The following is a 26,238-nucleotide window of genomic DNA, read 5'->3' as shown; positions in this document are numbered from 1 at the left end:
AAGCACCCATTCATCGATCCCAAGGTTCGGCAGTGGACAGGCTGTGCGACCGGCAGCAGAATGGGCGCACTGGGGCGTCGTCGCAAACAATGGGAGAGGCCCATGACATACATTCGCGCCGCGATTTCAGCCTTTTTCGTCACAGCCGCCGTCGTCTCTTCGCCTGTCCGGGCCGGTGACGCCTCAACCTTGAATGTGCTTGGCTTCAGCGCCGATGGCGGGCGTTTCGCCTTCGAAGAGTATGGCGTACAGGACGGCTCGGGCTTCCCCTTCGCCAACCGCTTCTACATCGACACCACCGCCGACAGTTTCATCGGCCCCTCGCCGGTCCGGGTTCGCATCGACGACGAAACGGCGTCGTTGGCGCAAGCCCGTCAGCAGGCGGCCACTTCCGGGCAAGCGATCATTTCCGATGCCGAGCTTTCCGCCAATCATGGCCATCTCGCCGGCTTCAATGCGATCACGGAAATCTCTGCCGATCCTTTCCGGATCGTCGTCAATCCCCGCCCCGTCTTCCCGCCCATTGATCCGCCGCTGGAGTTCCGGCTCGAGCAATACCCGCTGCAGGCTTCGGGCCCTTGCGAGGGCTTCGCCACGGTCATGGGTTTCCGGCTGCTTTCGGTCGACGCCCAACCCGGCGGCATGACGCAGCTCCTCCACGAGGACGCCTCAGTGCCGGCCAGTCGCGGCTGCACGACCGGCTATCGGATTGCGGGCGTCCAAACCTTCGCGCCTGGCAGCGGAATCTCCGCGGCGGCCGTCCTGATCTCCGTTCAGAGTTACGGCTTCGAAGGCCCGGATCATCGGTGGATGGCCGTGACCCTGCGCCCAACCCAACCATGACGCACCAAGGGCAGAGCACGCGCGCCGGGTCGCCCCCGTGGCGCTCGCCCCGAATCGGTCTGCTCGCCGTACCACTGGCAGGAAGCGTCGTGTGGGCGACACTGATGCTCCTCTCAGCCCTGACGAGCCTCACGCTCGAATATGGCAGGCCGATTGACGGCAGGGTGTTCGCGCTCCTTGCCGTCTATTTCGCCGGCGGGTTCGCCGGCTGTCTCCTGGCGTGGCCGTTCATCCTGTGGGTCAGGAACCGATCGTCCCTGACGGTATCGATCGTTTTCGCGGCGTTTGCCCTGACCGGCTTCACGCTCGCGTCCACCGCAGCTGTCTTGGCGTTGGACTACCGGGCGTATTACGCCCAATGGCATAGCGAGGTCCTGTCGAAGGTGTGGCTGTACCAGCAGGTCTTCACCGCGCTCGGCTCGACCTATCAGTTCGCCGTCATCGGTATTCGGCTCTACTGGCCGCTCGGCGTGGTCGCGCTCGTTCCCGCAAGCTGGTGGCTCGCTCGACGGACAAGTTGAGCGCGACGCGACGGTCTGATATCTGGCGGCCCACGCCACACGAAACATCCGCAAGGGTTCCCTGATATGATTCCCCGCTACTCCCGGCCGGACATGGTCGCCATCTGGTCTCCCGAAACCAAGTTCCGGATCTGGTTCGAGATCGAGGCGCATGCCTGCGACGCACTGGCCGAACTCGGCGTCATTCCGGAAAGCGCGGCAAAGACCATTTGGAACAAGGGTGGCGCGGCCACGTTCGACATCAAGCGCATCGACGAGATCGAACGCGAGACCAAGCATGACGTCATCGCCTTTCTCACCCATCTGGCCGAGATCGTCGGCCCCGATGCCCGCTTCGTCCACCAGGGCATGACGTCGTCAGACGTCCTCGACACCTGCTTCAACGTACAGCTGACGCGCGCCACCGACCTGCTACTCGCCGATCTGGACGCCTTGCTGGCTGCCTTGAAGAAGCGCGCCTTCGAGCACAAGAACACGATCACGATCGGACGCAGCCACGGCATCCACGCGGAGCCGACGACGTTTGGCGTCAAGCTGGCGCAGGCCTATGCCGAGTTCGCGCGCTGCCGCGACCGGCTGGTCAACGCACGCGCCGAGGTTGCGACCTGCGCGATTTCCGGCGCGGTCGGCACCTTCGCCAACATCAATCCGGCGGTCGAAGAACACGTCGCCAAGGCGATGGGCCTTGCCTCGGAGCCGGTCTCGACGCAGGTCGTTCCGCGCGATCGTCACGCGATGTATTTCGCCACGCTCGGCGTGATCGCATCGTCGATCGAGCGTCTGGCGACCGAGATCCGTCACCTCCAGCGCACCGAGGTGCTCGAGGCGGAAGAGTACTTCTCGCCGGGACAGAAAGGATCCTCGGCGATGCCGCACAAGCGTAACCCGGTGCTTACCGAGAATCTCACCGGTCTTGCCCGCATGGTGCGCTCCTATGCCATGCCTGCGATGGAGAACGTCGCGCTCTGGCATGAGCGTGACATTTCCCATTCCTCGGTGGAGCGCATGATCGGCCCCGACGCCACTGTGACGCTCGATTTCGCCCTCGCAAGGCTGTCCGGCGTCATCGACAAGCTGGTTGTTTATCCGGAGGCGATGATGGCGAACATGAACAAGTTCCGGGGCCTCGTGCACTCCCAGCGCGTGCTGCTGGCATTGACGCAGGCCGGCGTCAGCCGCGAGGACGCCTACCGGCTTGTGCAGCGCAACGCGATGAAGGTCTGGGAACAGGGCAAGGACTTCCTGGAGGAACTGCTTGCCGACGCCGATGTCCGGGCTGCGCTCCCGGAGGAGCAGATCCGCGAGAAATTCGATCTCGGTTACCACACCAAACACGTCGATACGATCTTCAACCGGGTCTTCGGCGAAAGCTGACGCATGCCGGGTTCGCCGGCGCTCTGAAGGATGGAGTGACAGATGCCGCTTGCGCATATCCTGCTCGCCATCCTCGTCAGCGCGATCTACGGCGTCGCCTTCGTCGCCATCAAGTTCTCGGTGACGGAGCTGCCGCCATTGCTCGTCACCGGCTATCGCTACGTCTTCGCGGCGTTCCCGCTTGTGTTTTTCGTGCCGGCTCCAAAGGTTCCGGCGCGGCTCCTGATCGCATACGGCCTGACGCAGGGCGTCGTCATGTTCGGGCTGATCTTCTCTTCGATCCGCCTGGGCATGCCGCCCGGCCTCGCATCGCTGGTCGTCCAGATGCAGGTGTTCTTCACCGTTCTGTTCGCAATGCTCATGTTCGGCGAGCGCCCGCGGCGCCATGAGATCGCAGGCGCGGCCGTCGCCATCGTCGGAATCGGCGTCATCGCCTTCGCCAATGCGGAAATCACCCCCTTCGTCCCGTTCCTGATGGTGATCGGATCGGCCGCCGCATGGGGGCTGGCCAACGTGCTGGCCAAGATGGCGAAGACGGATGCCATGCTGGGCTTCGTGGGATGGTCGAGCCTTGCCGCTCCCATTCCGCTGTTCCTGTTGTCGATTCTGTTCGAGGATACCGCTTTCGGACTGCCCGACCATGTTCCGTCGATAACGGCGGTCCTCAGCATCGCCTTCCTCGCCTACCCGACGACCGTGTTCAACTTCGCCGCCTGGATCTTTCTCCTCCGCAGCCATGCGGCGGCGACCGTGACGCCCTTCGCTCTGCTGATCCCGGTGTTCGGAATGTCCTCGACAGCGCTGGTATTCGGAGAAAGTTTGAGCCCGACGGTCTGGACGGGTTCGGCCCTGGTTTTCCTTGGACTAGCGATCAACGTCTTTGCCGGACGGTTCCTGCGCCGCCGCGTTTCCGAGAAAGAGGCATCCCGGACACTCTGAATTCCGGGCAACGGATTGACAAATGGGGCGGCAATGCCGACCTGCAGCGCATGAAAATCAAAGACGCTGAAATCCTCATTGTTCCCGGCTTCAAGGACTCCGGACCCGACCACTGGCAGAGCCGCTGGCAGACGGGCATGACAAACGCCCGTCGTGTCGAGCAAGCCGAGTGGTCAAAGCCCGTTCGTGAAGACTGGGTCGTCCGTTTGCGCGAAGAGATCGAGCGGGCCGAAAAGCCGGTGGTGCTGGTCGCCCACTCTCTTGGTGTCGCAACCGCGGTGCACGCCGTGGAGGACAACGCGGACAAGGTTCGCGGCGGTTTCTTCGTGGCGCCGCCCGAAACCGACAATCCGAGTGTCAGGCCGAAGCATCTGTTGACCTTCGGCCCCTATCCGAGCGCACCGCTGCCCTTCCCGTCTTTCCTGGTTGCCAGCCGCAACGACCCCTTCTCGTCCTACGACAGGGCGGCCGAGCTCGCCAATGACTGGGGAGCCTTCCTGGTCGATGCGGGAGAGTCGGGACATATCGACCCCGAATCGGGCCACGGCCCCTGGCCCGAGGGCCTGATGGTCTTCGCGGAATTCATGAAACGGCTGTAATCGCCGGAGCTTCAGGCTCCGGCGGCGGCCAAAACAGATTTCTGGCCTTCAGCGACGACCGTGAAGTCCATCGCAACCGAGATGAAGCCGAAGCCCATCTCGACGAATCGCGGCACCATCGCGGGCGCGGCCGCGAAGATTCCGGCATGCTTGCCCGCCGCCCGCGCGATGTCAGCAATCCGGGCGACCGCTTCCTGCATGTCATCGAGCCCGGGATCGACGGATTCTCCGCCCGACCAGGCGATGGAGAAATCGGACGGCCCGACAAACAGGCCGTCAATTCCGTCCATGGCAGCGATGTCTTCGGCGATCGCCAGCGCTTCCTTGGTTTCGATCATCGCGAAGGCAAGCGTCCGTCGATCCGCGGAGCGCAGGTAGTCCGTTCCGCCGGCAACGCCACGCAATTTCAACGCACGCGTCGGCCCCCATGAGCGGCAACCCACCGGCGGATACTTCATCGCGTCGCGAAACGCGGCCGCGTCCTCGATCGTGTTGATCATCGGCGCGATGACGGCATCGGCGCCAAAATCGAGCGCCCGGGATGCCATGCCGAAGTCGCCGAGCGGCACACGGACAACGGCCGCCTTGCCCGCCTTGATCACGGGAACTAGGCCGTTCTGAATGCTTTCGACATGATGGCCGCCATGCTGCATGTCCAGCGTCACGGAGTCGAACGGCCCCTCGGCCAATTGTTCCACCAAGCCCAGATCGGGAATGGAAGACCAGACGGTCAGAACCGTCTCGCCGGCTGAAAGCCGTTCGGCAAGCGTGTAATCATGCGGCATGGCGTGCGCCCCGGCTCAGTCGTTGCGCACCTGCTCGACCGCTTCGGCCAGAAGCTCTTCCATCGTGCGGCGAATCTGGTGGTCCGACTGATCGACGCCGGCGGCATCGAAGTCGCCACGGATCTTGCGGAAGACATCCTCGTCGCCGACTTCCTCGAAATCGGCCAGCACGACTTCCTTAGCGTAAGCCTCGACCTCGTCGCCCGTCTTGCCGAGCTTTTCGGCTGCCCACTGGCCCAGCAGCTTGTTGCGCCGGGCAACCGCCTTGAACTGCAGTTCCTGATCATGCGCGAACTTGTTCTCGTAGGCGTCTTCGCGGTCTTTCATCGACATGGCGGTCTCCATGGAATGCATGGCTGGCGACTACGCGCCCAGCGGTTGATTGTCAGCACGTCTAAATCAAATGGCCATGAAAAGATCAACATGCTAGCCGCACGCCGCGTCATTCCCCAAAATCAGCGGCGCAAAAACACCGGAATGGCGACGCCGAGGTTTGTGATTGCGCACGGATTGGAGTAAACGGCGCAGATGACATGCGCGATGCACCATTTCGCGCGAATCCCAGGCAGAGTACGCACTACATGAAACAACGCCGCCGCATCTATGAAGGCAAGGCCAAAATCCTCTACGAAGGCCCGGAACCCGGCACGCTGATCCAGTTCTTCAAGGATGACGCCACCGCCTTCAACAAGAAGAAGCACGACGTCATCGAGGGCAAAGGCGTCCTCAACAACCGGATTTCGGAATACATCTTCACCAATCTGAACCGGATCGGCATCCCGACGCATTTCATCAAACGACTGAACATGCGCGAACAGCTGATCCGCGAGGTCGAGATCATTCCGCTGGAAGTCGTCGTGCGCAATATTGCCGCGGGGTCGATTTCCAAGCGCCTCGGCATCGAGGAAGGCACCGTCCTTCCGCGCTCGGTCATCGAATTCTACTACAAGGCCGACGCGCTCGACGATCCGATGGTCACCGAAGAACACGTGACCGCCTTCGGCTGGGCCAGCCCGCAGGAGATCGACGACATCATGGCGCTCGCCATTCGTGTCAACGATTTCCTCACCGGCCTCTTCCTCGGCATCGGCATCCAGCTCGTCGATTTCAAGATCGAATGCGGCCGGCTCTATGAGGGCGACATGATGCGCATCGTCGTCGCCGACGAGATCTCGCCGGATTCGTGCCGCCTCTGGGACGTCAAGACCAACGAGAAGCTCGACAAGGACCGTTTCCGCCGTGACATCGGCGGACTGGTCGAAGCCTATCAGGAGGTCGCCCGGCGGCTCGGCATCATGAACGAAAACGACGCGCCGCGCCCGAAGGGCCCGGTGCTGGTGAAATAGGGCGGCGGTCGGACAATGATCAAGGCACGCGTCATCGTCACGCTGAAGAACGGCGTTCTCGATCCGCAGGGAAAGGCGATCGAGGGCGCGTTGCACGCGCTCGACTTCTCCGGAGTGGGCAAGGTGCGCCAAGGCAAGGTCTTCGACGTCGAACTGGAAACCGATGACCGCTCACGCGCGGAAGCCGATCTCAAAGCCATGTGCGAGAAGCTTCTCGCCAACACGGTGATCGAAGATTTCAGCGTCGAGATCGACTGACCGCGCAAGTCATTGCCAGGGCCGGTCGGCGCTCTGCGCGATCGGCCTGCCGCGGTTAACCAATACCGAGAGAATACTGCAGGAACCGCCCGCCTCTTAACCAAGGGGCAGGTCCGATGGTGTATCCGCTCATTACCGTGGCGGAAGGCACCGATGACAGACAGGCGGCGATACGATTGGGTCGATGCGGCGAAGGGGATCTCGATCATCCTCGTCGTGATGATGTATTCCGCCCACAATGTCGGAAAATACACCGGCGACATCGGCATCCTCCACTATGTGATCGGCTTCGCGACGCCGTTCCGGATGCCGGAGTTTTTCCTCATTTCCGGCCTGTTCCTGTCGCAAGTGATCGGGCGCGACTGGCTGCGCTACGGCGATCGTCGCGTCCTGCACTACTTCTACTTCTACGCGCTCTGGGCCGCGATCAGCATCGTCCTGAAGGTGGGCATCGCCAGCGGAGACATTGGCGGCATGCTTTCGGACCTCGCGCTCGCCCTGGTCCAGCCCTATGGCGTGCTCTGGTTCATCTACATGCTTGGTGTCTTCAGCGTCGTCGCGAAGCTCGCCTGGCAATACCGGGTTCCGCATTGGGCCGTGATCACCGCGTCGGCGCTCTTGCAGATGGCGCAGATCGAAGTGGCGAGCTATGCCGTCACACAATTCTGCGCCTATTTCGTCTTCTTCTACATCGGCTACGCCGCCTCACCCCTCGTCTTCCGGCTTGTGGAAGCCGCCGTTGCGCGCCCGGCACTCGCCACCGCGGGACTTGTCGCCTGGGCATTGGCCGAAGCCCTGCTCGTCTTCCTTCCGGACGGCATGCCAGAACCCACGGCGATGCAGATGGGCTACGCCGCCTTCCCGCCGCTGCACTTTGCGCTCGCGGTCCTCGGCGCGCTGGCGCTGTGCATTGGCAGCGCCTTGCTGATTCGCATCCGAGGCATGGGTTGGCTGCGCTGGATCGGCGAGCACTCGCTGGTGATCTATCTCGCCTTCACCCTGCCGATGTCCGCAATCCGGATCATCGCCATGAAAACCGGCTTCACGGACACGAGCCTGCTCAGTTGCATGGTTCTTGTTGGATCGATCCTGGCGCCGGTCGCCCTTTACCTGATCATCCAGCGCGTAGGCTATGGCCGGTTCCTGTTCGAGCGCCCGGCTTGGGCGCATCTGCCTGGCACTCCCGGCAGCAACAATCCGCGCCCGATACCCGCTCCGGCGGAGTGAATTCCGGCGATTCCCCTCGCGTCCGCGCACCGCATCGGCTAAGACACGGCTGAACCCCACATCTTTCCGACCGTGACTGTCTCGATGAAATCCGCCGTCATTCTGCTTCCAGGCCTCAACCGCGATCGCGACATGATCGCCGCGATCACCAAAATCTCCGGACATGCCCCCGTGACCGTCTGGCAGACCGACACGGAAATCCCCGATGTCGATCTTGTCGTCATTCCGGGCGGCTTCTCCTTCGGCGATTACCTGCGCTGCGGTGCGATCGCCGCACGCATGCCGGTCATGGACGCGATTCGGCGCAAGGCGGAGGCAGGCGTCAGGGTGATGGGTGTCTGCAACGGCTTCCAGATCCTGCTTGAAGCCGGACTGCTTCCGGGCGCTCTCATGCGCAACGCCTCGCTGAACTTCGTCTGCAAGGAAGTGAAGCTCGAAGTCGTCAGCGCGCAGACGGCGTTCACCTCGGCCTACACGGACGGTCAGGTCATCCGATGCCCCGTCGCGCATCATGACGGCAACTATTTCGCCGACACCGACACCCTGCAAAGGCTGAACGGCAACGGCCAGGTCGTCTTCCGCTACGCCGAGGGCACCAACCCGAACGGCTCGGTCGAAGACATCGCGGGAATCGTCAACGAAGCCGGCAACGTCCTCGGCATGATGCCCCACCCCGAAAACCTGATCGAACCGGCCCATGGCGGCACGGACGGGCGCGGCGTGTTCGAAAGCGCGCTCGATCTCATCGGCAAGGCTGCCGCGTGAGCCGCGCCAACGCACGCTTCCGGTCGGCGCTCTGCGCGCTTGCGGCCGCACTCGCCCTCGCCGGATGCGTCGGCGAGAAGCCAGGCGGTTCGCTGATGCTGGAGGTTGAGGCTTCGCGGGCATCGACGGTCCTCGCGGACGTCAACGAAAAGGCGCAGAAATGCTGGATGAAGTCCGGCGACCGGGCGTTTCGCGATCTCGCCTTGATCCCGGAACTCGATACGCGCACCGGCAAGCCGCGCCTGTTGATCGTGAAGCGCGGCAAGGCATCGGGCCTGCCGCAGCTTGTGATTGAAGCGCATGGCGATCCCGTGAAGATCAGCACCTACGGTCCACTGGCCGAAGCGCCTGTCTCGGCGCGCATCAATGCAGATGTGATGGCGTGGACAACCGGCCGGACCACCTGCTGAGGCGCCCGGCCCGAATTCTCAGTCCTGGTACCACCAGAACGGTTTCTCGGCCTCGAACCGGGCCTGCGCCCGCGTCACGCCGATGTCGCGCAGCTGATCGTCGGTCAGGTCGCGCAGATGCATGCGGGTCCTGCGTTTGACCATGCGTACGCGAAGCGCGGCCTTGAACGCTTTCAGCCAGACTTGCAGGGGTACCGCCCCCACTCCGGCAAAGGTCCTGCCGCCAATGCGCACAGGGCCATCATGATGGAACATTGTATCAATTGATGCCATTGTCTTGACCCTTTCTTTCGGTTCGAGAGATACAATGTCTGCGTATATTGACTCCCGAATGGGCTCAATATAATAATTGTCACCATGACAACTTGGCTCCCAGATTTGAATTCCGGCGACGGCCCGCTCTATGTGCGGCTCGCGGGCCGCATCGAAGACGCAATCGAGAAAGGCGCCCTGCCCGTCGGCTCGAAATTGCCCCCTCAACGCAATCTCGCCTACGACCTCGGCGTCACGGTCGGAACCGTCAGCCGCGCCTATTCGATTGTCCGCGAACGCGGCCTCGTCTCGGGCGAAGTTGGCCGCGGTACCTATGTCACCGGCCCGAACAAGAGCGGCACGGCGCATGACGAGGCCGACAGCATCATCTTCACGCCCGACGCCAACACCCGCATCGCCGACCGCTACGCCGCCGGCGAAATGGTCCGTTTCGACGCTTCGGCTGCGCCCCTCGTGCCGATCGCCGACACGCTGGAGCGGCTGACAGCCGAGATCATCGAAGACAGCCCGCTGCAGATCTCGGATTACATCCGGTCCGTTTCACCGAACTGGCAGAGCGCCGGCGAAGCATGGATGAGCAGTCGCCACTGGCGGCCGGAACGCGAGAACATTGCTCCGGTGCAAGGGGTTCATTCCGGAATTGTGGCGATCATTGCGGCCATGACCGTGCCTGGCGACAAGATCGCCGTGGAGGAATTGAGCTACGCCAACGTCCCGCGCGCTGCACAGATGATCGGACGCAGGCCCCTGAGCGTGCCGATGGACCAGTATGGCGCGATCCCCGCCGCCCTGGAACATATCTGCGCGCAACAGCACCCGCGGTTGGTCTTCCTGATGCCCGGGTTGCAGAATCCGACGCTTGCCGTGATGCCGGAGGAACGGCGGCGCGAGATTGCGGCGATTGCACGCCGATACAATCTGTTGATCATCGAGGACAATGTCTATGGCTGCCTCCATGAGGACGACGCGCCGCCGCTCGCCTCTATGGCGCCGGAACTGACGTTCCATGTTTCGGGCATGTCGAAATCCGTCGCAGCCGGCCTGCGCGCCGCCTGGATCGCCTGCCCGCCGCACACCGCCGGGCGCGTTCTGACGGCGACACGACTGCTGACCGGCGGCAAGACGTTTCTCATGACGGAACTGGCCGCGCGCATGGTGTTGTCCGGCGAAGCGGACGCGATCAAGCAGCGCGTCGCAGCCGAGATCGCCGAACGCGTTGCGATGGTGCGCGACGCCTTCGACGGCTACGAGTTCAATTCCTCCGAGACGGCGCCGTTCATCTGGCTGAAACTGCCTGAACCGTGGCTGTCGTCGACCTTCAAGACGGCAGCCGAGCGCGAGAAAGTCCTGATCGACACGGAAGACGAGTTCAAGACCGGACGATCGGAGCGCATGTTCCATCGCGTCCGCATCGCCTTCTCCAATCCCGTCAACCGCGACACCGTCCGAAGCGCCCTCGCCCGCCTGCGCGCCCTCTTGGAAAGCGGCGCCGGGGCCTATGAGAGTTACGACTGAGCCGGTTCTCAACGCGCCCGGAGCAAATTGCCGGGCATAACCGCGCGCAGGCCCTTCGCCCCTATGGTGACGGCGGCTTTTGGTGTATTCGGCTGTCACGATCCCGATGACAACCTGTTCACAAGTCTAGATGACCATTCGAAACTCGATCCCGATCACGCCCGAACTTGTCGAAGCCCACGGCATCACGCCCGACGAATACGAACGCATCCTCGAACTGACAGGCCGGGAGCCCAGCTTCACGGAACTCGGCATCTGGTCGGCGATGTGGAACGAGCATTGCTCCTACAAGTCCTCCAAGAAATGGCTCAAGACCCTGCCGACCACCGGCCCGCAGGTGATCCAGGGGCCCGGCGAGAACGCCGGCGTGGTCGACATCGGTGACGGCGATTGCGTCGTCTTCAAGATGGAGAGCCACAACCACCCCTCCTACATCGAACCTTACCAGGGTGCGGCGACGGGTGTCGGCGGCATCCTGCGCGATGTCTTCACCATGGGCGCGCGCCCGGTCGCCGCGATGAACGCGCTGCGATTCGGCGAACCCGACCATCCCAAGACACGGCATCTCGTTTCTGGCGTCGTCGCGGGCGTCGGCGGCTACGGCAACTCCTTTGGCGTGCCGACCGTCGGTGGCGAAGTCGAGTTCGATGCGCGCTACAACGGCAACATCCTCGTCAACGCCTTTGCCGCCGGCATCGCCAAGACGGACGCGATCTTTCTTTCGGAAGCCAAGGGCGTCGGACTGCCTGTAGTCTATCTTGGCGCCAAGACCGGACGTGACGGCGTCGGCGGCGCGACCATGGCCTCGGCCGAGTTCGGCGACGACATCGACGAAAAGCGCCCCACCGTGCAGGTCGGAGACCCGTTCACCGAGAAGTGCCTGCTCGAAGCCTGTCTGGAGCTGATGGCATCCGGCGCGGTGATTGCCATCCAGGACATGGGTGCGGCCGGCCTCACCTGTTCCGCTGTGGAGATGGGCGCGAAAGGCGATCTCGGCATCGAACTCGATCTCGACAAGGTACCAGTGCGGGAAGAGCGCATGACCGCCTACGAGATGATGCTCTCGGAGAGCCAAGAGCGCATGCTCATGGTGCTGCGCCCCGAAAAGGAAGAGTCCGCCAAGGCGATCTTCGAGAAATGGGGGCTCGACTTCGCCATCGTCGGCCGCACCACCGACGACCTGCGCTTCCGCATCCTGCATGAAGGTGAGGAAGTCGCGAACCTTCCGATCAAGGAACTCGGCGACGAGGCACCGGAATATGACAGGCCCTGGATGATCCCGGGCCAGTACCAGCCGATCGATGCATCGCAATTCGCCGAACCGGAAGATTATGCCGATGCTCTGATGCGCGTGCTGGGGTCTCCGAACATGGCGTCGCGCCGCTGGGTATGGGAACAGTACGACACGCTGATCCAGGGCAACTCGCTGCAATTGCCCGGTGGGGACGCCGGCGTTGTCCGCGTCGATGGCCACGAAACCAAGGCGCTCGCCTTCTCCTCCGACGTTACGCCGCGCTATTGCGAAGCCGATCCCTATGAAGGCGGCAAGCAGGCGGTCGCCGAATGCTGGCGCAACATCACCGCGACGGGGGCCGAGCCGCTTGCGGCCACGGACAATCTCAATTTCGGCAACCCGCAGCGCCCGGAAATCATGGGCCAGTTCGTTCGTGCCATCGAAGGCATCGGCGAGGCCTGCACCGCGCTGGGCTTTCCGATCGTGTCGGGCAATGTCTCGCTCTACAACGAGACCAATGGCGAGGCGATCCTGCCCACGCCGACCATTGCCGGCGTCGGGCTTTTGCCGGACTATTCGGTCATGGCTCGCATCTCCACCATGCAGGACGGCGACGCGATCTTCCTGCTCGGCGGCGACGGCACGCATCTTGGCCAGTCGGTCTTCAACCGCATCGTCAACGAGCGCAGCGACGGCCCGCCTCCGCCGGTCGATCTCTACTGCGAGAAGCGCAACGGCGATTTCGTCCGCTCGGCGATTCGCAACGGCCAGGTCACGGCGTGCCACGACCTGTCGGATGGCGGCATGTTCGTCGCGCTCGCGGAAATGTGTATCGCGTCCGGGAAGGGTGCGACGGTTGATGCCGGCGACGCGCTTCCCGCGCATGCCTTGCTGTTCGGCGAGGACCAGGGTCGCTATCTCGTCACGGTTCCGGCAGAAACGGCGCGATTCTTCGCGCTGAATGCCGAAGGCGCCGGCGTTCCGTTCCGCGAGTTGGGAACGGTGGGCGGCGAAACGCTTGCATTGACGGCGCCTGTGCAGGTCGCCATATCTGTCAGGCAAATGGCCGACATCCATGAGGCCTGGTTCCCGGACTTCATGGATCGTTCCCGGCACGCCGAAGCCGCAGAGTAGGAGACCGCCTCATGCCGATGAGCGCCGCCGATATCGAGAAGATGATCAAGACCGGAATACCCGACGCACGGGTAACGGTCCGCGATCTGGCGGGTGACGGCGACCACTACGCGGCCGAAGTCGTCTCCGAAAGCTTCCGCGGCAAGTCGCGTGTCCAGCAGCACCAGATGGTCTATCAGGCGCTGCAAGGGAACATGGGCGGTGTCCTGCACGCGCTCGCCCTGCAAACCAGCGCACCCGACTGAGCCGAGAACACATGACGGAGATTGCCATACCCGTCACACTCCCACCTCTCACCGGACCTTGAATCCGGTAGCGAAAGGACAAAATCAATGACTGGAATCAACGACTTCATCGACCAGGAAGTGAAATCCAACGACGTCGTCCTGTTCATGAAGGGCACGCCCGGTTTTCCGCAATGCGGCTTCTCCGGACAGGTGGTTCAGATTCTCGATTACCTTGGCGTGAACTACAAGGGCGTCAACGTCCTCGCCGATGACGATCTGCGTCAGGGCATCAAGGACTACTCCAACTGGCCGACCATTCCCCAGCTCTACGTGAAGGGCGAGTTCGTCGGCGGTTGCGACATCATTCGCGAGATGTTCCAGGCCGGCGAGTTGCAGGATCACCTGCAGGAAAAGGGCGTCGCCTCCAAGGGTGCGGCCTGACGCCGGTCTCGCGCTTCCCGTGAGCGCTCGTACTCTGCCTCCGCATGTCGTCGATGCCTTTCGGCGGCAGGAGCGGGCGTGTCTTGAGCTTGGATCGCCGTTCACCGCCATGCTATGCGGCCTGATCGGCGAAAGCGGACTGCCGGCGGGTCCCGTCCGTGATCGCCTGTCGGCCTGGCGCGATGCGCCGGGCTTCTTGAGCGACGCGCTGCCTTTGCGCCTCGTCGGCGCCTTGCATTATCTGGTGCTGAGCAGTCACGACGACGGGCTGGCGCGGATCTATCCCCCGCAGACTGCCGATGAGGCCACGATCGCGACCGCGATCGACGAGGCGGTCGAGCGGCACGGAGACCTGATCGGTCGCTACCTCGACAGCCCGCCGCAAACCAACGAGACGGGCCGCTCGGCGGTCCTTCTGCCCGCCTTTCTCTATCTGCAATCACGCTTCGACATGCCGCTCGTCCTGTCCGAGTTGGGCGCCAGTGCGGGGCTCAACCAGAACTGGCCGCGATTTCGCTACGAATACGGCCCGTGGACCTGGGGCAGCCTCGATTCGCCGGTCACGCTGGCCTGCGAATGGCTCGGCGAAACGGTTCCCGCGCACCCTCCGGCCAAGGTCGCGGATTGCGCCGGTTGCGATATCGCCCCGATTCCGATCGCTACGGAAGATGACCGCCTGCGTTTGCAATCTTATGTGTGGGCGGACCAGCCAACACGCCTGATGCGTTTGGCCGGAGCGCTCTCCATGGCCGTCAACCATCCGCCGAATGTCGCGAAGGCGAAGGCAGGCGATTGGCTGGACGAGCGGTTGCGCGACGAACGTGCTGGCCATCTCCACATCGTCTTTCACACGATCATGTGGCAATACCTCTCTTCCGAGGAACAGGCGCACGCCCAATGGCTCATCGAAAGCGCAGGCAGGCGCGCGACGGCCGCGGCACCCCTGGCCTGGTTGCGTTTCGAGCCCGACGGCCAGCCGAAGAGCGCGGCCCTCACGGTGACAATCTGGAACGGCGAACACCCGAATGGCGAGACGATCGCGCTCGGGCGCGGCGACTACCATGGCCGCTGGATCGAGTGGACCGCAGCGTCCTGAAGCCGGTGCCGGTGTGTTCATCCGTCTCACGGGATGAAAATAGCGCCGGGTGATGGACGCGCGCTGCGCTGGCCCGTATGAGGTGCCTGAAAGGACTTCAGACATGAGCTGGACCATCTATCTCTCAGGCGAGATTCACACCGATTGGCGCGAGCAGATCGCGCGCGGTGTCAAAGCGGCCGGCCTGCCCGTTGCTGTGACCGGCCCGGTGACCCATCACGAGGCCTCCGACGATTGTGGCGTCGCCATCCTCGGCGGCGAGCCGAACAAGTTCTGGCACGATCACAAGGGCGCGCAGGTCAACGCCATCCGCACCCGCACCTTGATCGAGAAGGCCGACGTCGTGGTCGTGCGCTTCGGCGAGAAATACAAGCAGTGGAACGCCGCCTTCGACGCGGGCTATGCCGCCGCCCTCGGCAAGCCGCTCATCGTCATGCACCAGGACGAGCACGCCCACGCCCTCAAGGAAGTTGATGCCGCCGCTCTGGCCGTGACCAGGACACCGGAACAGGTCGTCGACATCCTGCACTATGTCATCAAGGGCGAGCTGGCCGGCTACACGGACCAGGCTGCCGCCGCCGAATAAGCGAAAGACACAATTTCATGCAGGACGCATCCGCAGAGCACGGCACGGAAAAACTCGCCCCCATGGGCGGCGGGCGCACCGAATTCATCGCCATCGTCGCCGGGCTGATGGCCCTCAATGCGCTGGCGATCGACATCCTGCTGCCGGCCTTTCCGAACATTTCGGCGGCCTATGCCATCGACGGCAATCAGGTGCAGTATCTGCTGCTGTCCTATGTCCTCGGCTTCGGCGGGGCTCAGCTCTTCTTCGGGCCGATCTCCGACCGATACGGCCGCCGTATCCCGCTCTATGTCGGCCTCGCCATCTATACCGTCTGCGCCGTCGCTGGATCTTTCGCCCCGACCTTCGAGATGGTGCTGCTTTTCAGGTTCATCCAGGGGCTCGGCGCGGCAGGAACCCGCGTGATCGCCTTGGCCGTCGTTCGAGACACGCATGCGGGCCGCGCGATGGCTTCGACGATGTCGCTCGTGATGATGGTCTTCATGGTCGTGCCGATCGTGGCGCCGTTCATCGGCCAGGGGATCATCATGATCGGTCCGTGGCAGCACATCTTCTGGTTCATGGCGGTGCTCGCCGTGGTGATCACCGCCTGGAGCATGGCGCGCCTGCCGGAAACGCTCATGCCGGAGAACCGGCGCCCCCTTTCGGCAAAGGTCATCATCCAGGGTTTCAGGCTGGTCCTGTCGAACCGCATTTCGCTCCTCTACACGCTGGCGACCGCGTTCTTCTTCGGCTCGCTGTTCGCCTTCCTCAACCTCGCCCAGCCGATCTTCGGAGAGGTCTACGGGCTCGACACGCTGTTTCCGGTCGCCATGGCCTCGGGCGGCGTCCTGATGGCCATGTCATCGTTCCTGAACGCCCGCATCGTCGAGAAGCTCGGCATGCGCCGCCTGTCGCACGGCGCGCTCGTCGCTCATCTGGCGTTTTCGAGTGTCGCTGCGCTCTGGTTCTTCAGCCATGACGTGCCGCTGTGGCTGTTCATGACCATCCTTCTCGTGATGATGCCGCTGTTCGGGCTGATCGGCGCGAACTTCAATTCCATCGCAATGGAACCGCTCGGCAAGGTCGCCGGCACCGCTTCTTCCGTGCTCGGCTTCACCCAGACCGTTGGCGGCGGCCTTGTGGGCGCGGTGATCGGACAGACCTTCGACGGCAGCGCTTTGCCGCTGGTCGCGGGAAGCGCGCTGACATCGCTGGCAACACTGGCCCTTGTTCTACTGGCCGAAAAAGGACGGCTCTTCAGCAATCCTGGTGCTTGATCCCGAATAGATCAGCGCTCGGCCGGCGAAACGCCCAGACCGGCGAAATCGAACAGCTTTCGATCGAGAAGATGGCTCGGCCGCACATTGGCGAGCGCCCTGATCATGGTGTCCTTGCGGCCCGGCATCCGCGTCTCGATGTCGGCGAGCATCGCCTTCATCGCATTGCGCTGCAGCCCGTCCTGCGAACCGCACAGGTCACAGGGAATGATCGGAAACGCCATGGCCGACGCGAACTTCTCCAGGTCGTTCTCCGCGCAATAGGCAAGCGGCCGCATCACCATGACGTCGCCTTCGTCATTGACCAGTTTCGGCGGCATCGAGGCGAGGCGCCCGCCGTGGAAGAGGTTCATGAAGAAGGTCTCGAGGATGTCCTCGCGGTGATGGCCCAGAACCAGCGCCGAACAGCCCTCTTCGCGCGCGACACGATAGAGATGACCGCGCCGCAGCCGTGAGCACAGCGAGCAATAGGTCCGGTTCTCCGGGATCTTGTCGGTCACGACCGAATAGGTGTCCTGATACTCGATGCGATGCTCGACACCGTATCGCGACAGCCAGTCCGGCAGGATGTGCTTGGGAAAGTTCGGCTGGCCCTGATCGAGATTGCAGGCGAGCAATTCCACGGGCAGCAGGCCGCGCCACTTCATGTCCAACAGAAGCGCCAGCAGGCCGAAGGAATCCTTGCCGCCGGACAGGCCGACGAGCCAGCGCTCGCCCGGCGTGACCATCGCGAAATCCTCGATCGCCTGGCGCATGTTGCGCAGCAGACGCTTGCGCAGCTTGTTGAACTCGACCGAGCCCGGAGCATCGGCGAAAAGCGGATGGCAGGCTTCGGCGTTTTCCGCCGGCGTGGCTGTCGTCGTGATGTTCATTGCCCTCTCCTAGCCGAAGCCGGCGCAAACAAAAAGCCGCCCCGGCAAGCGGGGCGGCTCGAATGCAGCGGCTGAGACGCCGTGATTAGCGCGAGTAGAACTCGACCACGAGGTTCGGTTCCATGATCACCGGATACGGCACGTCGGCGAGCGCCGGAACGCGAGCGAAGGTCGCGACCATCTTGTTGTGATCGGCGTCGATGTAATCCGGCACGGTCCGTTCGGCCAGCTGGCTGGCTTCGATGACCAGAGCCATCTGCTTGGACTTCTCGCGAACCTCGATCACGTCGCCGACACGGCAGCGATAGGACGGAATGTTGACGCGGGTGCCGTTGACCGTGACGTGGCCGTGGTTGACGAACTGGCGTGCCGCGAAGATCGTCGGCACGAACATCGCGCGGTAGACGATGGCGTCGAGACGGCTTTCCAGAAGGCCGATCAGGAGTTCCGGCGTATCGCCCTTGCGGCGCGACGCTTCCTCGTAGGTCTTGCGGAACTGCTTCTCGGAGATGTCGCCGTAATAGCCTTTCAGCTTCTGCTTGGCGCGCAGCTGCACGCCGAAGTCGGAGAGCTTGCCCTTGCGGCGCTGGCCGTGCTGGCCGGGGCCGTATTCACGACGGTTAACCGGGGACTTCGGGCGGCCCCAGATGTTCTCGCCCATGCGGCGGTCAATTTTGTACTTGGACGATTCGCGCTTGCTCATCGCATTTCCTTTCAAACAGTTGCACCCGGCGTCGAAGCACCGGGCGAAGGAAACGCACCCTCCTCTGCCGACCGTTTTCGCCGACTGACAGGACAGGCCACGCACGCTTTGCGACCCTGTCCACGGGATACGTCAAATAAAATGCAGGGCCGAAAGACCCTGCACTGCGCGGTGATTTATAAGCCAATTGCCCGATAGTCAAGCGAATCCGCCTCGCGCCCCTCCCCATTGCTGCCATGGTCGGCGGGTCTGCTGCACGAGGCCGCTTGCCATAGCACCGCCCAAACGCAGGGACTACCCATGGTCGGATCATACGACGCCTACGAACCGCTCAATACTCTCGACGAGATCGGCCCGGACATCTGGATCGTCGACGGACCGGTGCTGCAATGGGGGTACGGCATACCGGTCAAATGGCCCTTCCCGACCCGCATGACCATCATACGCCTGCCGGATGGCGGGCTGTGGCTCCACTCGCCGACGCGGCCCGACGAGAAGCTGCTGGAGAATGTCCGCGCCCTCGGGCCAGTCCGCCACATCGTGTCCCCGAACATGATCCATCATGTTTCCATCAAGGCCTGGGCCGCGCGCTTTCAGGACGCCAAGGTCTGGGCTTCACCGGGTGTCCGCGCACGATCGGATGTCGCCTTCACCGACGACCTTGCCGACACGCCGCCCGCGGATTGGGGAACCACGATCGATCAGCGGATCGCGCGCGGCAGCAAGGTGTTGGAGGAAGCGATCTTCTTTCACAAACCTTCGAAGGTGCTGATCCTTACGGATCTCATCGAGAACTTCGAAGACGAGCGCCTGCATGGCTGGCTCGCCCGGATCATGTACCGCCTGATCGGCGTGATGGCGCCGCACGGCCGCGCCCCGCGCGACCTGCGCGCCACCTTCGCCGGCCATCACGACAAGCTGGCGCCTGTCGTCAACTGGATGATCGACTGCGCACCGGAAAAAGTCGTCATCGCCCACGGCAAATGGTTCGAGAAGGACGGCACCGGCCAAATCCGCCGCGCCTTTTCATGGGTTCAGGGCGCGAAGGTCTGACGAGCCATCCAGCCCGACGGCCGTCAGGCCGAATCCCTGCATCAGGCGAACAAGCTCCGGCGCCAGACTGCCCGAGGTGAACACCGCAAGGTCCGGCTCCTCCGGCTTGCCCGGAAGCGTATCCATGTCATCGGCCAATGCTTTCGCACGTCGCGCGATCGCCTCCGACGTGTCGATCCAGTCCACCGGCCAGGGCGCCACCTTGCGGAACCGGTTGACCAGAAACGGATAGTGGGTGCAGGCAAGCACGACGATGTCCGTGCGCCGGCCGCCCTCCTCCATGAAGCATGGCTCGATCTCGCGGCGCACCGCCGCCTCGTCGACCATCTGGCCGCGAACATAGGTTTCCGCCATGGCGGCGAGATCGTCGCTGCCGACGAGACGGACATGGCATTTCTGCCCGTATTGCCGGATGAGCTCGCGCGTGTATTGGCGCTTCACCGTGCCCGGCGTCGCCAGCACCGAGACGAGGCCCGAACGCGTGCGTTCGGCCGCAGGCTTGATCGCCGGCACGGTGCCGACAAACGTCTCGTCGGGAAACACCTCGCGCAGATGATCGATCACCAAGGTCGAGGCCGTGTTGCAGGCGATCACGCTGAGCGCGGGCTCGTATCTCGAGAGCAGGTTTGCGAAGAGCTCTGTGATGTGGCAGCGCAAGGCGTCCTCGGCCCACGCGCCATAGGGAAAGCCCGCATCGTCGGCGACATAGATGAAGCGCCAATCAGGCATCAGCACGCGTGCCTCGCGCAGGACGGAAAGCCCGCCGATGCCGCTGTCGAAGAACAGCGCCACGCGGGGCCGGGCCTCAGCCATCCGCCTGCCCTGGCCGCTTCCTGGAGCGCTTGCCGCCGGCCGAGATGCGGCGCGGATCGTCGCCGGGCGAACCGCCGCCGCGCGGACTGGCCGGCGAAAACCGGTCGAGGCTGGAGATGATGCCGCGCAGCACGCGGATCTCTTCCGCCGAGAAACCCGGCCTTGTCAGCACCGCGCGCATGCTTTCGAGCTGCACCGGCTTGCGTTCCGGCGGCCGGAAATAACCCCGCGCGTCCAGCGCGCGCTCAAGCTGATCGAACATGCCGAACAGCTCTTCCTTGGGCGCAGGCGCGAATTCCGGACCTGCGAACGGCGTCTCACGGCCAGTCTCCAATCCCGACTTCATCCACTCATATCCCATCAACAACACAGCCTGCGCCAGATTAAGCGACGCGAAGCCCGGGTTGACAGGAAAAGTGACGATATCGTCGGCAAGGCCGACCTCTTCGTTATAAAGGCCGAACCGCTCGCGCCCGAACAAGATCGCCGTATCGACGGCCTCGCGATGGCGCGCGCGCAAGTTGACCGCGGCCTCCATCGGCCCGAGCACGGTCTTGAACCCTTCCCGCTGCCGGGCGGTCGTCGCAACCACATAGGACTTGTCGGCGAGCGCATCGGCGACGCTGTCAAACACGCGGGCGCCTTCGAGAACGTGCACGGCGCCACTCGCGGCCGCCTCGGCCCTGGGGTTCGGCCAGCCGTCGCGCGGCGCGACCAGACGCAGCTCCGCCAGGCCGAAATTCGCCATGGCGCGAGCCACCATGCCGATATTCTCGCCGAGCTGCGGCTCGACCAGAATCACGGCCGGTCCCTCGGCGATCATCTCGCGATTTCTGTCCGTTCCCGCCATCGATCCTGTCCGTTGTCTTCGGGTCTCGGCACCTGACACAATCCGGCGCGCAAGGAAACCACCAATTCACGCCCGCAGTCTGCCAAACGCCCGTGCCACGCCACCCTATCCTGTTTGCACCGGCCCGACGCCTTTGCTATAGGCACGCCACCTTCCCGGCCGCTTCCGCGGCGCACAATCAATCGAGGATCCTCCATGGAAAAGATCAAGGTCGACAATCCGGTCGTAGAGCTGGACGGCGATGAAATGACCCGCATCATCTGGCAGTTCATCAAGGACAAGCTGATCCACCCCTATCTGGACATCGACCTGAAATATTACGATCTCTCGATCCAGAAGCGCGACGAGACCGACGACCAGATCACCGTCGATGCGGCAAACGCGATCAAGGAATACGGCGTGGGCGTCAAATGCGCCACGATCACGCCGGACGAAGCCCGCGTGGAAGAATTCGGCCTGAGCCGCATGTATCGCTCGCCGAACGGCACGATTCGCAACATTCTCGGCGGCGTCATCTTCCGCGAGCCGATCATCTGCAAGAACGTGCCGCGCCTCGTTCCGGGCTGGACGCAGCCGATCATCGTCGGCCGCCACGCCTTCGGCGACCAGTACCGCGCCACCGACTTCAAGTTCCCCGGCAAGGGCAAGCTGACGATCAAGTTCGTCGGCGAGGACGGCCAGGAGATCGAGCACGAGGTCTTCCAGTCGCCGGGTTCGGGCGTGGCCATGGCCATGTACAACCTCGACGAATCGATCGGCGACTTCGCCCGCGCCTCGTTCAACTACGCGCTGCAGCGCAAGGTGCCCTGCTACCTGTCCACCAAGAACACGATCCTCAAGGCCTATGACGGCCGCTTCAAGGACATCTTCCAGGAGATCTACGAGGCCGAGTTCGAGGACAAGTACAAGGAAGCCAAGATCTGGTACGAACACCGCCTGATCGACGACATGGTCGCGGCCGCCCTGAAATGGTCCGGCGGCTATGTCTGGGCCTGCAAGAACTACGATGGCGACGTGCAGTCGGACATCGTCGCGCAGGGCTTCGGTTCGCTCGGCCTGATGACTTCGGTCCTGATGTCGCCGGACGGTCGGACCGTGGAAGCGGAAGCCGCGCACGGCACGGTGACGCGCCACTTCCGCCAGCACGAGGCCGGCCAGGAAACCTCGACCAACTCGATCGCCTCCATCTTCGCATGGACCCGCGGCCTGGCGCATCGCGCCAAGCTCGACGACAACGCGGCGCTGGCGAAATTCGCGGCCACGCTGGAGGAAGTCTGCGTGGACACCGTCGAATCCGGCTTCATGACCAAGGACCTCGCGCTTCTGATCGGACCGGACCAGCCGTGGCTCTCCACGACCGGCTTCCTCGACAAGATCGACGAGAACCTGCAGAAGGCGATGGCCTGACGCGCCATCGAGACTAGGCCGGAGGGGCGGGTGTGAACGAGACGATCCGAACCCTCTGGCGCACCAACTGGCTTCTGGTGATCGCGTTTGCGGTCGCCCTGACACTGACGGTCGTGTTCGGAATCCGCACGACCGCCTTTTTCCTCTACTGGTCCAGCCACCAGAACCTGCCGGTCGCCGGCTGGATGACGGCGGGCTATGTCGCGAAATCCTACCGCGTGGACATCGAGGTCGTGCGCGAAGCGATCGGCCTCGACCCGGAAGGACATGACCGCCGGCCGATCGCCCGCATTGCCGCCGACCGGGGCGTTCCCGTCATCGAACTGATCGACGACATCAACGAAGCCCTGCGCGCGGCAAAGCCCGACGCTGCGGACGAGCGCCAATGACCGAGACGATCCTCTCGATCTTCTCGCTCTATGGCGCACCCGCACTTTTTGCGATCATCGCGATCGGGCAGTTCGGCATTCCGGTTCCCACATCGATCCTGCTTCTGACCGCAGGCGCCTTGCAGGCAAGCGGCGAATTGTCGTTCTGGCAATTGTTCGCCTGGGGGCTCGCCGGCGCGGTGACGGGCGATCACATCGGCTATGGCGCCGGCCGTTTCGCAGCGGTCGCCATCCGCGCCAGGGTGGAGCGCTGGCCGTCCGTACGGGGCAATCTTCAAAAGGCGGAAGACTTCACGCGCAAATGGGGCGACGGCGGCATTTTCTTCAGCCGCTGGCTCGTCAGCCCGGTCGGGCCCTATGTGAACCTGACCAGCGGACTGACGCTCTATCCGCTCTACCGCTTCACCCTCGCCGACATCGCCGGCGAGGTGGTCTGGATCGGCGGCTACCTGACCCTCGGCAACCTCTTCGCGCAATCCATCTCGGACATCGCCGACATCGTCGCCAACGCCGCCTGGATGATCGCGGCAGCCGTCGTCACGGTGTTTCTTGGCTGGCAGATCGTCCTGCGCGTGCGGCGCATTCGCGCAAACGGCAGGAAGGCCGGCTGACCTAGCCCGCCATCGCGGCCCGCACTGCCTCGATTGCCGCGCTCGCGTTTTCACCCTCCGGACCGCCGGCCTGGGCCATGTCAGGCCGGCCGCCGCCGCCCTTGCCGCCGAGCGCCGCAGACGCCGCGCGCACCAATGTCACGGCATCGAACCTGTCCGTCAGATCGTCCGTCACGGCGACGACGACGCTGCCCTTGCCGTCTTCCGATGCGGCCGCGAAGACCACGACGCCGCTGCCGAGCGACTGCTTGGCGTCATCTGCCATCGGCTTCAGGTCGCGCGGCGACACGCCCTCGACCACGCGGCCGATGAACTTCGCGCCCGCGACCTCTTCCGGACCTTCGGCGGCACCGCCGGCGGGACCGGCTAGCGCAAGCGCCTTTCTGGCTTCCGTCAGCTCGCGTTCCAGCTTGCGGCGTTCCTCCACCAGCGCCTCGATGCGCGGCAGGATGTCGTCCGGGCTGGTCTTCAGCGTCGACGCGATGGCGCGCACGCGATCGTCCTGTTCGGCCAGATAGGCGCGCGCGGCTTCGCCGGTCAGCGCTTCGATGCGGCGCACGCCCGAGGCGACGGCCGATTCCGCGACCACATGCGCGACCCCGATCTCGCCGGTCGCACGCACATGCGTGCCGCCGCACAGCTCGACCGAATAGGTCTTGCCCTTCTTCTCGCCGCGCCTGGCCGTACCCATGGAAACGACACGGACCTCGTCGGCGTATTTCTCGCCGAACAGTGCCATCGCCCCGGTCTCTCGGGCATCCTCCAGCGCCATCAGGCGCGTGCTCACCGGCGCGTCCTGCAGAATGATCTCGTTGGCGATCGTCGCGACCTCGTCGAGTTCGGCCTCGCTCATCGGCTTGGGATGCGAAAAGTCGAACCGCAGCCGGTCTTCGGCAACCAGCGATCCCTTCTGCGCGACATGCGTGCCCAGCACCTCGCGCAGCGCCTCGTGGATGAGGTGCGTGGCCGAGTGGTTGGAGCGCAGCTTCGCCCGACGCTCGTGATCGATCTCCAGTTCCACCGCGGTCCCGGTCTTCAACGTCCCTTCCGTGACCGTGCCGTAATGCACGAAGAGGCCGTCGGCCTTCTTGTGCGTATCGGTCACGGTGACGGCGACGCCCTCGCCCTTCATCACGCCGCGGTCGCCCTGCTGGCCGCCGGATTCGGCGTAGAACGGTGTCTGGTTGACGATGATGGCGACCTCGTCGCCCTCCTTCGCCTCGGAGGCTTCGCCACCGTCGCGCACGAGCGCGAGAACGACGCCCTCCGCCTTCTCGGCCTCGTAGCCGAGGAATTCGGTGGCGCCGTGCTTGTCGCGGAGTGCGAACCACACGCCTTCCGTCGCCTGCTCGCCGGAGCCGTGCCAATTGGCGCGGGCCTCGGCGCGCTGACGCTCCATGGCGGCGGAAAACCCGTCCATGTCGACGGAAATGTTGCGCTGGCGCAGCGCATCCTGCGTCAGGTCGACCGGGAAACCGTAGGTGTCATAGAGCTTGAAAGCGGTCTCGCCGGGAAGCGCGTCGCCCTCGCCGAGGGAAGCACTCGCCTCGTTGAGCAATGCAAGGCCGCGATCGAGCGTGCGGCGGAAACGGGTTTCCTCCAGCAACAGCGTCTCGGTGACGAGCGGCTGGGCGCGGACCAGTTCCGGATAGGCCTGGCCCATCTCGTGCATCAGCGTCGGCACCAGCCGATGCATCAGCGGATCCTTCACGCCGAGCAGTTCGGCATGGCGCATGGCGCGGCGCATGATCCGGCGCAAGACGTAACCGCGACCTTCGTTCGACGGAAGCACGCCGTCCGCGATCAGGAAGCTCGCCGCGCGCAAATGGTCCGCGATGACGCGATGGCTCGCCTGATGCGCGCCTTCGGCCTTGGTCTTGGTCAGCTCTTCCGACGCTGCGATGAGATGACGGAACAGGTCGATGTCGTAATTGTCGTGCTGGCCCTGCAAGACGGCCGCGATGCGCTCCAGCCCCATGCCGGTGTCGATCGACGGACGCGGCAGGTCGACGCGCTCGTCCGGCGTGACCTGCTCGTACTGCATGAAGACGAGGTTCCAGATCTCGATGAAGCGGTCGCCGTCCTCGTCCGGGCTTCCGGGCGGGCCGCCGGGGATCGCTTCGCCATGATCGTAGAAGATCTCCGAGCACGGGCCGCATGGACCGACATCACCCATCGCCCAGAAATTGTCGTGGGTCGGGATGCGGATGATCCGCTCGTCCGGCAGACCGGCGATCTTCTTCCAGAGTGCGAAGGCGTCGTCGTCGGTATGGTAGACCGTGACCAGAAGTTTCTCGCGGTCGAGGCCGTATTCCTTCGTGATCAGGTTCCAGGCAAGCTCGATCGCCTCGTCCTTGAAATAGTCGCCGAAGGAGAAGTTGCCTAGCATCTCGAAGAAGGTGTGATGGCGGGCGGTGTAGCCGACATTGTCGAGGTCGTTGTGCTTGCCGCCGGCGCGCACGCATTTCTGCGCCGTGACCGCGCGCGAATAGGGACGCTTCTCCAGGCCGGTGAAGACGTTCTTGAACTGCACCATGCCCGCATTGGTGAACATCAGGGTCGGGTCGTTATGCGGCACCAGCGCGCTCGACGCGACGACCTCATGTCCGTTGCGGTCGAAATAGTCGAGGAATGTCTTTCTGATGTCGTTGACGCTGCTCATGAAAACCTGCCTGGAAAGAGCCTGAAAATGCTCCGGAAAGGCCACT

At 63.7% G+C, this 26,238-nt stretch carries 29 protein-coding genes; 21 read left to right on the top strand and 8 right to left on the bottom strand.

The window, feature by feature from the left end:
* The first annotated feature begins 60 nt into the window (after nucleotides 1-60).
* From MRY80_RS10435 to MRY80_RS10415, 5 genes are all read left to right on the top strand, one after another.
* Nucleotides 61-843 carry a DUF2259 domain-containing protein gene (locus tag MRY80_RS10435; protein WP_293290763.1) on the top strand — a complete coding sequence of 261 codons (783 nt, stop codon included), beginning with the start codon at nucleotides 61-63 and terminating at the stop codon, nucleotides 841-843.
* Nucleotides 844-947: 104 nt separating this feature from the next.
* Nucleotides 948-1,364, top strand: coding sequence for a hypothetical protein (locus MRY80_RS10430; RefSeq protein WP_293290761.1), 417 nt, complete (start codon nucleotides 948-950; stop codon nucleotides 1,362-1,364).
* A gap of 66 nt (nucleotides 1,365-1,430) precedes the next feature.
* Nucleotides 1,431-2,738 carry an adenylosuccinate lyase gene (purB, locus tag MRY80_RS10425; protein ID WP_293290759.1) on the top strand — a complete coding sequence of 436 codons (1,308 nt, stop codon included), beginning with the start codon at nucleotides 1,431-1,433 and terminating at the stop codon, nucleotides 2,736-2,738.
* A gap of 42 nt (nucleotides 2,739-2,780) precedes the next feature.
* Complete coding sequence (locus MRY80_RS10420; protein ID WP_293290757.1) at nucleotides 2,781-3,677, top strand: EamA family transporter; 897 nt, start codon at nucleotides 2,781-2,783, stop codon at nucleotides 3,675-3,677.
* A 50-nt stretch (nucleotides 3,678-3,727) separates the two neighbouring features.
* Nucleotides 3,728-4,276: an alpha/beta hydrolase gene (locus tag MRY80_RS10415; RefSeq protein WP_293290754.1), complete on the top strand. Its 549-nt coding sequence runs from the start codon at nucleotides 3,728-3,730 to the stop codon at nucleotides 4,274-4,276.
* 11 nt (nucleotides 4,277-4,287) lie between these two features.
* Here the strand turns inward: MRY80_RS10415 and MRY80_RS10410 are convergent, their stop codons facing one another.
* Nucleotides 4,288-5,061, bottom strand: coding sequence for an aldolase/citrate lyase family protein (locus MRY80_RS10410; RefSeq protein WP_293290751.1), 774 nt, complete (start codon nucleotides 5,059-5,061; stop codon nucleotides 4,288-4,290).
* A 15-nt stretch (nucleotides 5,062-5,076) separates the two neighbouring features.
* Nucleotides 5,077-5,394 (bottom strand): DUF1476 domain-containing protein, encoded by a 318-nt coding sequence (locus tag MRY80_RS10405; RefSeq protein WP_293290749.1) that lies wholly within the window; start codon nucleotides 5,392-5,394, stop codon nucleotides 5,077-5,079.
* A 248-nt stretch (nucleotides 5,395-5,642) separates the two neighbouring features.
* On the opposite strand from MRY80_RS10405, the gene purC reads away from it, so the two are divergent.
* The 5 genes from purC (at nucleotide 5,643) to MRY80_RS10380 (ending at nucleotide 9,067) form a co-directional block, all read left to right on the top strand.
* On the top strand, nucleotides 5,643-6,407 hold the full coding sequence (purC, locus tag MRY80_RS10400; protein WP_293290747.1) for a phosphoribosylaminoimidazolesuccinocarboxamide synthase: 765 nt from the start codon (nucleotides 5,643-5,645) through the stop codon (nucleotides 6,405-6,407).
* Between the two features lie 15 nt (nucleotides 6,408-6,422).
* Entirely contained in the window at nucleotides 6,423-6,665 is a 243-nt protein-coding gene (gene purS / locus MRY80_RS10395) for a phosphoribosylformylglycinamidine synthase subunit PurS (RefSeq protein WP_293290745.1), read from the top strand.
* A 153-nt stretch (nucleotides 6,666-6,818) separates the two neighbouring features.
* Entirely contained in the window at nucleotides 6,819-7,892 is a 1,074-nt protein-coding gene (locus tag MRY80_RS10390; protein ID WP_293290744.1) for an acyltransferase family protein, read from the top strand.
* An 84-nt stretch (nucleotides 7,893-7,976) separates the two neighbouring features.
* A complete protein-coding gene (gene purQ, locus MRY80_RS10385; protein WP_293290742.1) occupies nucleotides 7,977-8,657 on the top strand; it encodes a phosphoribosylformylglycinamidine synthase subunit PurQ in 681 nt (226 codons plus the stop codon).
* Nucleotides 8,654-9,067, top strand: coding sequence for a hypothetical protein (locus MRY80_RS10380; protein ID WP_293290740.1), 414 nt, complete (start codon nucleotides 8,654-8,656; stop codon nucleotides 9,065-9,067). The genes purQ and MRY80_RS10380 overlap by 4 nt, the downstream gene beginning before the upstream one ends.
* Nucleotides 9,068-9,085: 18 nt before the next feature.
* Here MRY80_RS10380 and MRY80_RS10375 read toward each other — a convergent pair whose 3' ends face one another.
* Nucleotides 9,086-9,271: a DUF1127 domain-containing protein gene (locus MRY80_RS10375; RefSeq protein WP_293290737.1), complete on the bottom strand. Its 186-nt coding sequence runs from the start codon at nucleotides 9,269-9,271 to the stop codon at nucleotides 9,086-9,088.
* Nucleotides 9,272-9,424: 153 nt separating this feature from the next.
* On the opposite strand from MRY80_RS10375, the gene MRY80_RS10370 reads away from it, so the two are divergent.
* The 7 genes from MRY80_RS10370 to MRY80_RS10340 all read left to right on the top strand — a co-directional run bounded on the left by MRY80_RS10370 (nucleotide 9,425) and on the right by MRY80_RS10340 (nucleotide 16,832).
* The gene (locus tag MRY80_RS10370) at nucleotides 9,425-10,855 is read left to right on the top strand and encodes a PLP-dependent aminotransferase family protein (RefSeq protein WP_293290735.1); all 1,431 of its coding nucleotides are present in this window, start codon (nucleotides 9,425-9,427) and stop codon (nucleotides 10,853-10,855) included.
* Nucleotides 10,856-10,985: 130 nt separating this feature from the next.
* A complete protein-coding gene (purL, locus tag MRY80_RS10365) occupies nucleotides 10,986-13,223 on the top strand; it encodes a phosphoribosylformylglycinamidine synthase subunit PurL (protein ID WP_293290733.1) in 2,238 nt (745 codons plus the stop codon).
* Nucleotides 13,224-13,234: 11 nt separating this feature from the next.
* Nucleotides 13,235-13,468 carry a BolA family transcriptional regulator gene (locus MRY80_RS10360; RefSeq protein WP_293290730.1) on the top strand — a complete coding sequence of 78 codons (234 nt, stop codon included), beginning with the start codon at nucleotides 13,235-13,237 and terminating at the stop codon, nucleotides 13,466-13,468.
* Between the two features lie 87 nt (nucleotides 13,469-13,555).
* A complete protein-coding gene (gene grxD / locus MRY80_RS10355) occupies nucleotides 13,556-13,891 on the top strand; it encodes a Grx4 family monothiol glutaredoxin (RefSeq protein ID WP_293290729.1) in 336 nt (111 codons plus the stop codon).
* Nucleotides 13,881-14,987 (top strand): DUF2332 family protein, encoded by a 1,107-nt coding sequence (locus MRY80_RS10350; RefSeq protein WP_346433395.1) that lies wholly within the window; start codon nucleotides 13,881-13,883, stop codon nucleotides 14,985-14,987. Before grxD ends, MRY80_RS10350 begins: the two co-directional genes overlap by 11 nt.
* Nucleotides 14,988-15,090: 103 nt before the next feature.
* Nucleotides 15,091-15,573, top strand: a complete 483-nt coding sequence (locus MRY80_RS10345) for a YtoQ family protein (protein WP_293290726.1) — start codon at nucleotides 15,091-15,093, stop codon at nucleotides 15,571-15,573.
* A gap of 17 nt (nucleotides 15,574-15,590) precedes the next feature.
* Entirely contained in the window at nucleotides 15,591-16,832 is a 1,242-nt protein-coding gene (locus MRY80_RS10340) for a multidrug effflux MFS transporter (RefSeq protein ID WP_293290724.1), read from the top strand.
* Between the two features lie 11 nt (nucleotides 16,833-16,843).
* Here the strand turns inward: MRY80_RS10340 and ttcA are convergent, their stop codons facing one another.
* Nucleotides 16,844-17,704, bottom strand: a complete 861-nt coding sequence (gene ttcA, locus MRY80_RS10335) for a tRNA 2-thiocytidine(32) synthetase TtcA (RefSeq protein ID WP_293290722.1) — start codon at nucleotides 17,702-17,704, stop codon at nucleotides 16,844-16,846.
* A gap of 85 nt (nucleotides 17,705-17,789) precedes the next feature.
* Nucleotides 17,790-18,407: a 30S ribosomal protein S4 gene (gene rpsD / locus MRY80_RS10330; protein WP_293290719.1), complete on the bottom strand. Its 618-nt coding sequence runs from the start codon at nucleotides 18,405-18,407 to the stop codon at nucleotides 17,790-17,792.
* A gap of 300 nt (nucleotides 18,408-18,707) precedes the next feature.
* On the opposite strand from rpsD, the gene MRY80_RS10325 reads away from it, so the two are divergent.
* A complete protein-coding gene (locus tag MRY80_RS10325; protein WP_293290716.1) occupies nucleotides 18,708-19,460 on the top strand; it encodes a DUF4336 domain-containing protein in 753 nt (250 codons plus the stop codon).
* On the opposite strand, the gene murI is transcribed toward MRY80_RS10325, so the two are convergent.
* Both murI and MRY80_RS10315 read right to left on the bottom strand, forming a co-directional pair.
* Nucleotides 19,434-20,273, bottom strand: a complete 840-nt coding sequence (murI, locus tag MRY80_RS10320; protein ID WP_293290714.1) for a glutamate racemase — start codon at nucleotides 20,271-20,273, stop codon at nucleotides 19,434-19,436. The two genes, MRY80_RS10325 and murI, sit on opposite strands and share 27 nt — an antisense overlap.
* The gene (locus MRY80_RS10315; protein WP_293290712.1) at nucleotides 20,266-21,123 is read right to left on the bottom strand and encodes an RNA methyltransferase; all 858 of its coding nucleotides are present in this window, start codon (nucleotides 21,121-21,123) and stop codon (nucleotides 20,266-20,268) included. The genes murI and MRY80_RS10315 overlap by 8 nt, the downstream gene beginning before the upstream one ends.
* Before the next feature lie 195 nt (nucleotides 21,124-21,318).
* On the opposite strand from MRY80_RS10315, the gene MRY80_RS10310 reads away from it, so the two are divergent.
* From MRY80_RS10310 to MRY80_RS10300, 3 genes are read left to right on the top strand one after another with little or no spacing between them, the layout of a single operon-like run.
* Nucleotides 21,319-22,530 (top strand): NADP-dependent isocitrate dehydrogenase, encoded by a 1,212-nt coding sequence (locus tag MRY80_RS10310; protein ID WP_293290709.1) that lies wholly within the window; start codon nucleotides 21,319-21,321, stop codon nucleotides 22,528-22,530.
* A 32-nt stretch (nucleotides 22,531-22,562) separates the two neighbouring features.
* Entirely contained in the window at nucleotides 22,563-22,919 is a 357-nt protein-coding gene (locus MRY80_RS10305; protein ID WP_293290706.1) for a hypothetical protein, read from the top strand.
* Complete coding sequence (locus MRY80_RS10300; protein ID WP_293290704.1) at nucleotides 22,916-23,530, top strand: DedA family protein; 615 nt, start codon at nucleotides 22,916-22,918, stop codon at nucleotides 23,528-23,530. The genes MRY80_RS10305 and MRY80_RS10300 overlap by 4 nt, the downstream gene beginning before the upstream one ends.
* A 1-nt stretch (nucleotide 23,531) precedes the next feature.
* Here the strand turns inward: MRY80_RS10300 and alaS are convergent, their stop codons facing one another.
* A complete protein-coding gene (gene alaS, locus MRY80_RS10295) occupies nucleotides 23,532-26,192 on the bottom strand; it encodes an alanine--tRNA ligase (RefSeq protein ID WP_293290702.1) in 2,661 nt (886 codons plus the stop codon).
* Nucleotides 26,193-26,238 lie beyond the last annotated feature (46 nt).

The organism is Oricola sp., assembly GCF_022763245.1.
Classification (GTDB): Bacteria; Pseudomonadota; Alphaproteobacteria; order Rhizobiales; family Rhizobiaceae; genus Oricola.
The sequence above is the reverse complement of the archived record's forward strand: the minus strand, read 5'-3'. Positions and strand labels throughout refer to the sequence as shown.

Coding starts and splice junctions, on each gene's coding strand:
- MRY80_RS10435 (WP_293290763.1), top strand. CDS start 61: ATGGGCGCACTGGGGCGTCGTCGCAAACAATGGGAGAGGCCCATGACA.
- MRY80_RS10430 (WP_293290761.1), top strand. CDS start 948: ATGCTCCTCTCAGCCCTGACGAGCCTCACGCTCGAATATGGCAGGCCG.
- purB (WP_293290759.1), top strand. CDS start 1,431: ATGATTCCCCGCTACTCCCGGCCGGACATGGTCGCCATCTGGTCTCCC.
- MRY80_RS10420 (WP_293290757.1), top strand. CDS start 2,781: ATGCCGCTTGCGCATATCCTGCTCGCCATCCTCGTCAGCGCGATCTAC.
- MRY80_RS10415 (WP_293290754.1), top strand. CDS start 3,728: ATGAAAATCAAAGACGCTGAAATCCTCATTGTTCCCGGCTTCAAGGAC.
- MRY80_RS10410 (WP_293290751.1), bottom strand. CDS start 5,061: ATGCCGCATGATTACACGCTTGCCGAACGGCTTTCAGCCGGCGAGACG.
- MRY80_RS10405 (WP_293290749.1), bottom strand. CDS start 5,394: ATGTCGATGAAAGACCGCGAAGACGCCTACGAGAACAAGTTCGCGCAT.
- purC (WP_293290747.1), top strand. CDS start 5,643: ATGAAACAACGCCGCCGCATCTATGAAGGCAAGGCCAAAATCCTCTAC.
- purS (WP_293290745.1), top strand. CDS start 6,423: ATGATCAAGGCACGCGTCATCGTCACGCTGAAGAACGGCGTTCTCGAT.
- MRY80_RS10390 (WP_293290744.1), top strand. CDS start 6,819: ATGACAGACAGGCGGCGATACGATTGGGTCGATGCGGCGAAGGGGATC.
- purQ (WP_293290742.1), top strand. CDS start 7,977: ATGAAATCCGCCGTCATTCTGCTTCCAGGCCTCAACCGCGATCGCGAC.
- MRY80_RS10370 (WP_293290735.1), top strand. CDS start 9,425: ATGACAACTTGGCTCCCAGATTTGAATTCCGGCGACGGCCCGCTCTAT.
- purL (WP_293290733.1), top strand. CDS start 10,986: ATGACCATTCGAAACTCGATCCCGATCACGCCCGAACTTGTCGAAGCC.
- MRY80_RS10360 (WP_293290730.1), top strand. CDS start 13,235: ATGCCGATGAGCGCCGCCGATATCGAGAAGATGATCAAGACCGGAATA.
- grxD (WP_293290729.1), top strand. CDS start 13,556: ATGACTGGAATCAACGACTTCATCGACCAGGAAGTGAAATCCAACGAC.
- MRY80_RS10345 (WP_293290726.1), top strand. CDS start 15,091: ATGAGCTGGACCATCTATCTCTCAGGCGAGATTCACACCGATTGGCGC.
- MRY80_RS10340 (WP_293290724.1), top strand. CDS start 15,591: ATGCAGGACGCATCCGCAGAGCACGGCACGGAAAAACTCGCCCCCATG.
- ttcA (WP_293290722.1), bottom strand. CDS start 17,704: ATGAACATCACGACGACAGCCACGCCGGCGGAAAACGCCGAAGCCTGC.
- rpsD (WP_293290719.1), bottom strand. CDS start 18,407: ATGAGCAAGCGCGAATCGTCCAAGTACAAAATTGACCGCCGCATGGGC.
- MRY80_RS10325 (WP_293290716.1), top strand. CDS start 18,708: ATGGTCGGATCATACGACGCCTACGAACCGCTCAATACTCTCGACGAG.
- murI (WP_293290714.1), bottom strand. CDS start 20,273: ATGGCTGAGGCCCGGCCCCGCGTGGCGCTGTTCTTCGACAGCGGCATC.
- MRY80_RS10315 (WP_293290712.1), bottom strand. CDS start 21,123: ATGGCGGGAACGGACAGAAATCGCGAGATGATCGCCGAGGGACCGGCC.
- MRY80_RS10310 (WP_293290709.1), top strand. CDS start 21,319: ATGGAAAAGATCAAGGTCGACAATCCGGTCGTAGAGCTGGACGGCGAT.
- MRY80_RS10300 (WP_293290704.1), top strand. CDS start 22,916: ATGACCGAGACGATCCTCTCGATCTTCTCGCTCTATGGCGCACCCGCA.
- alaS (WP_293290702.1), bottom strand. CDS start 26,192: ATGAGCAGCGTCAACGACATCAGAAAGACATTCCTCGACTATTTCGAC.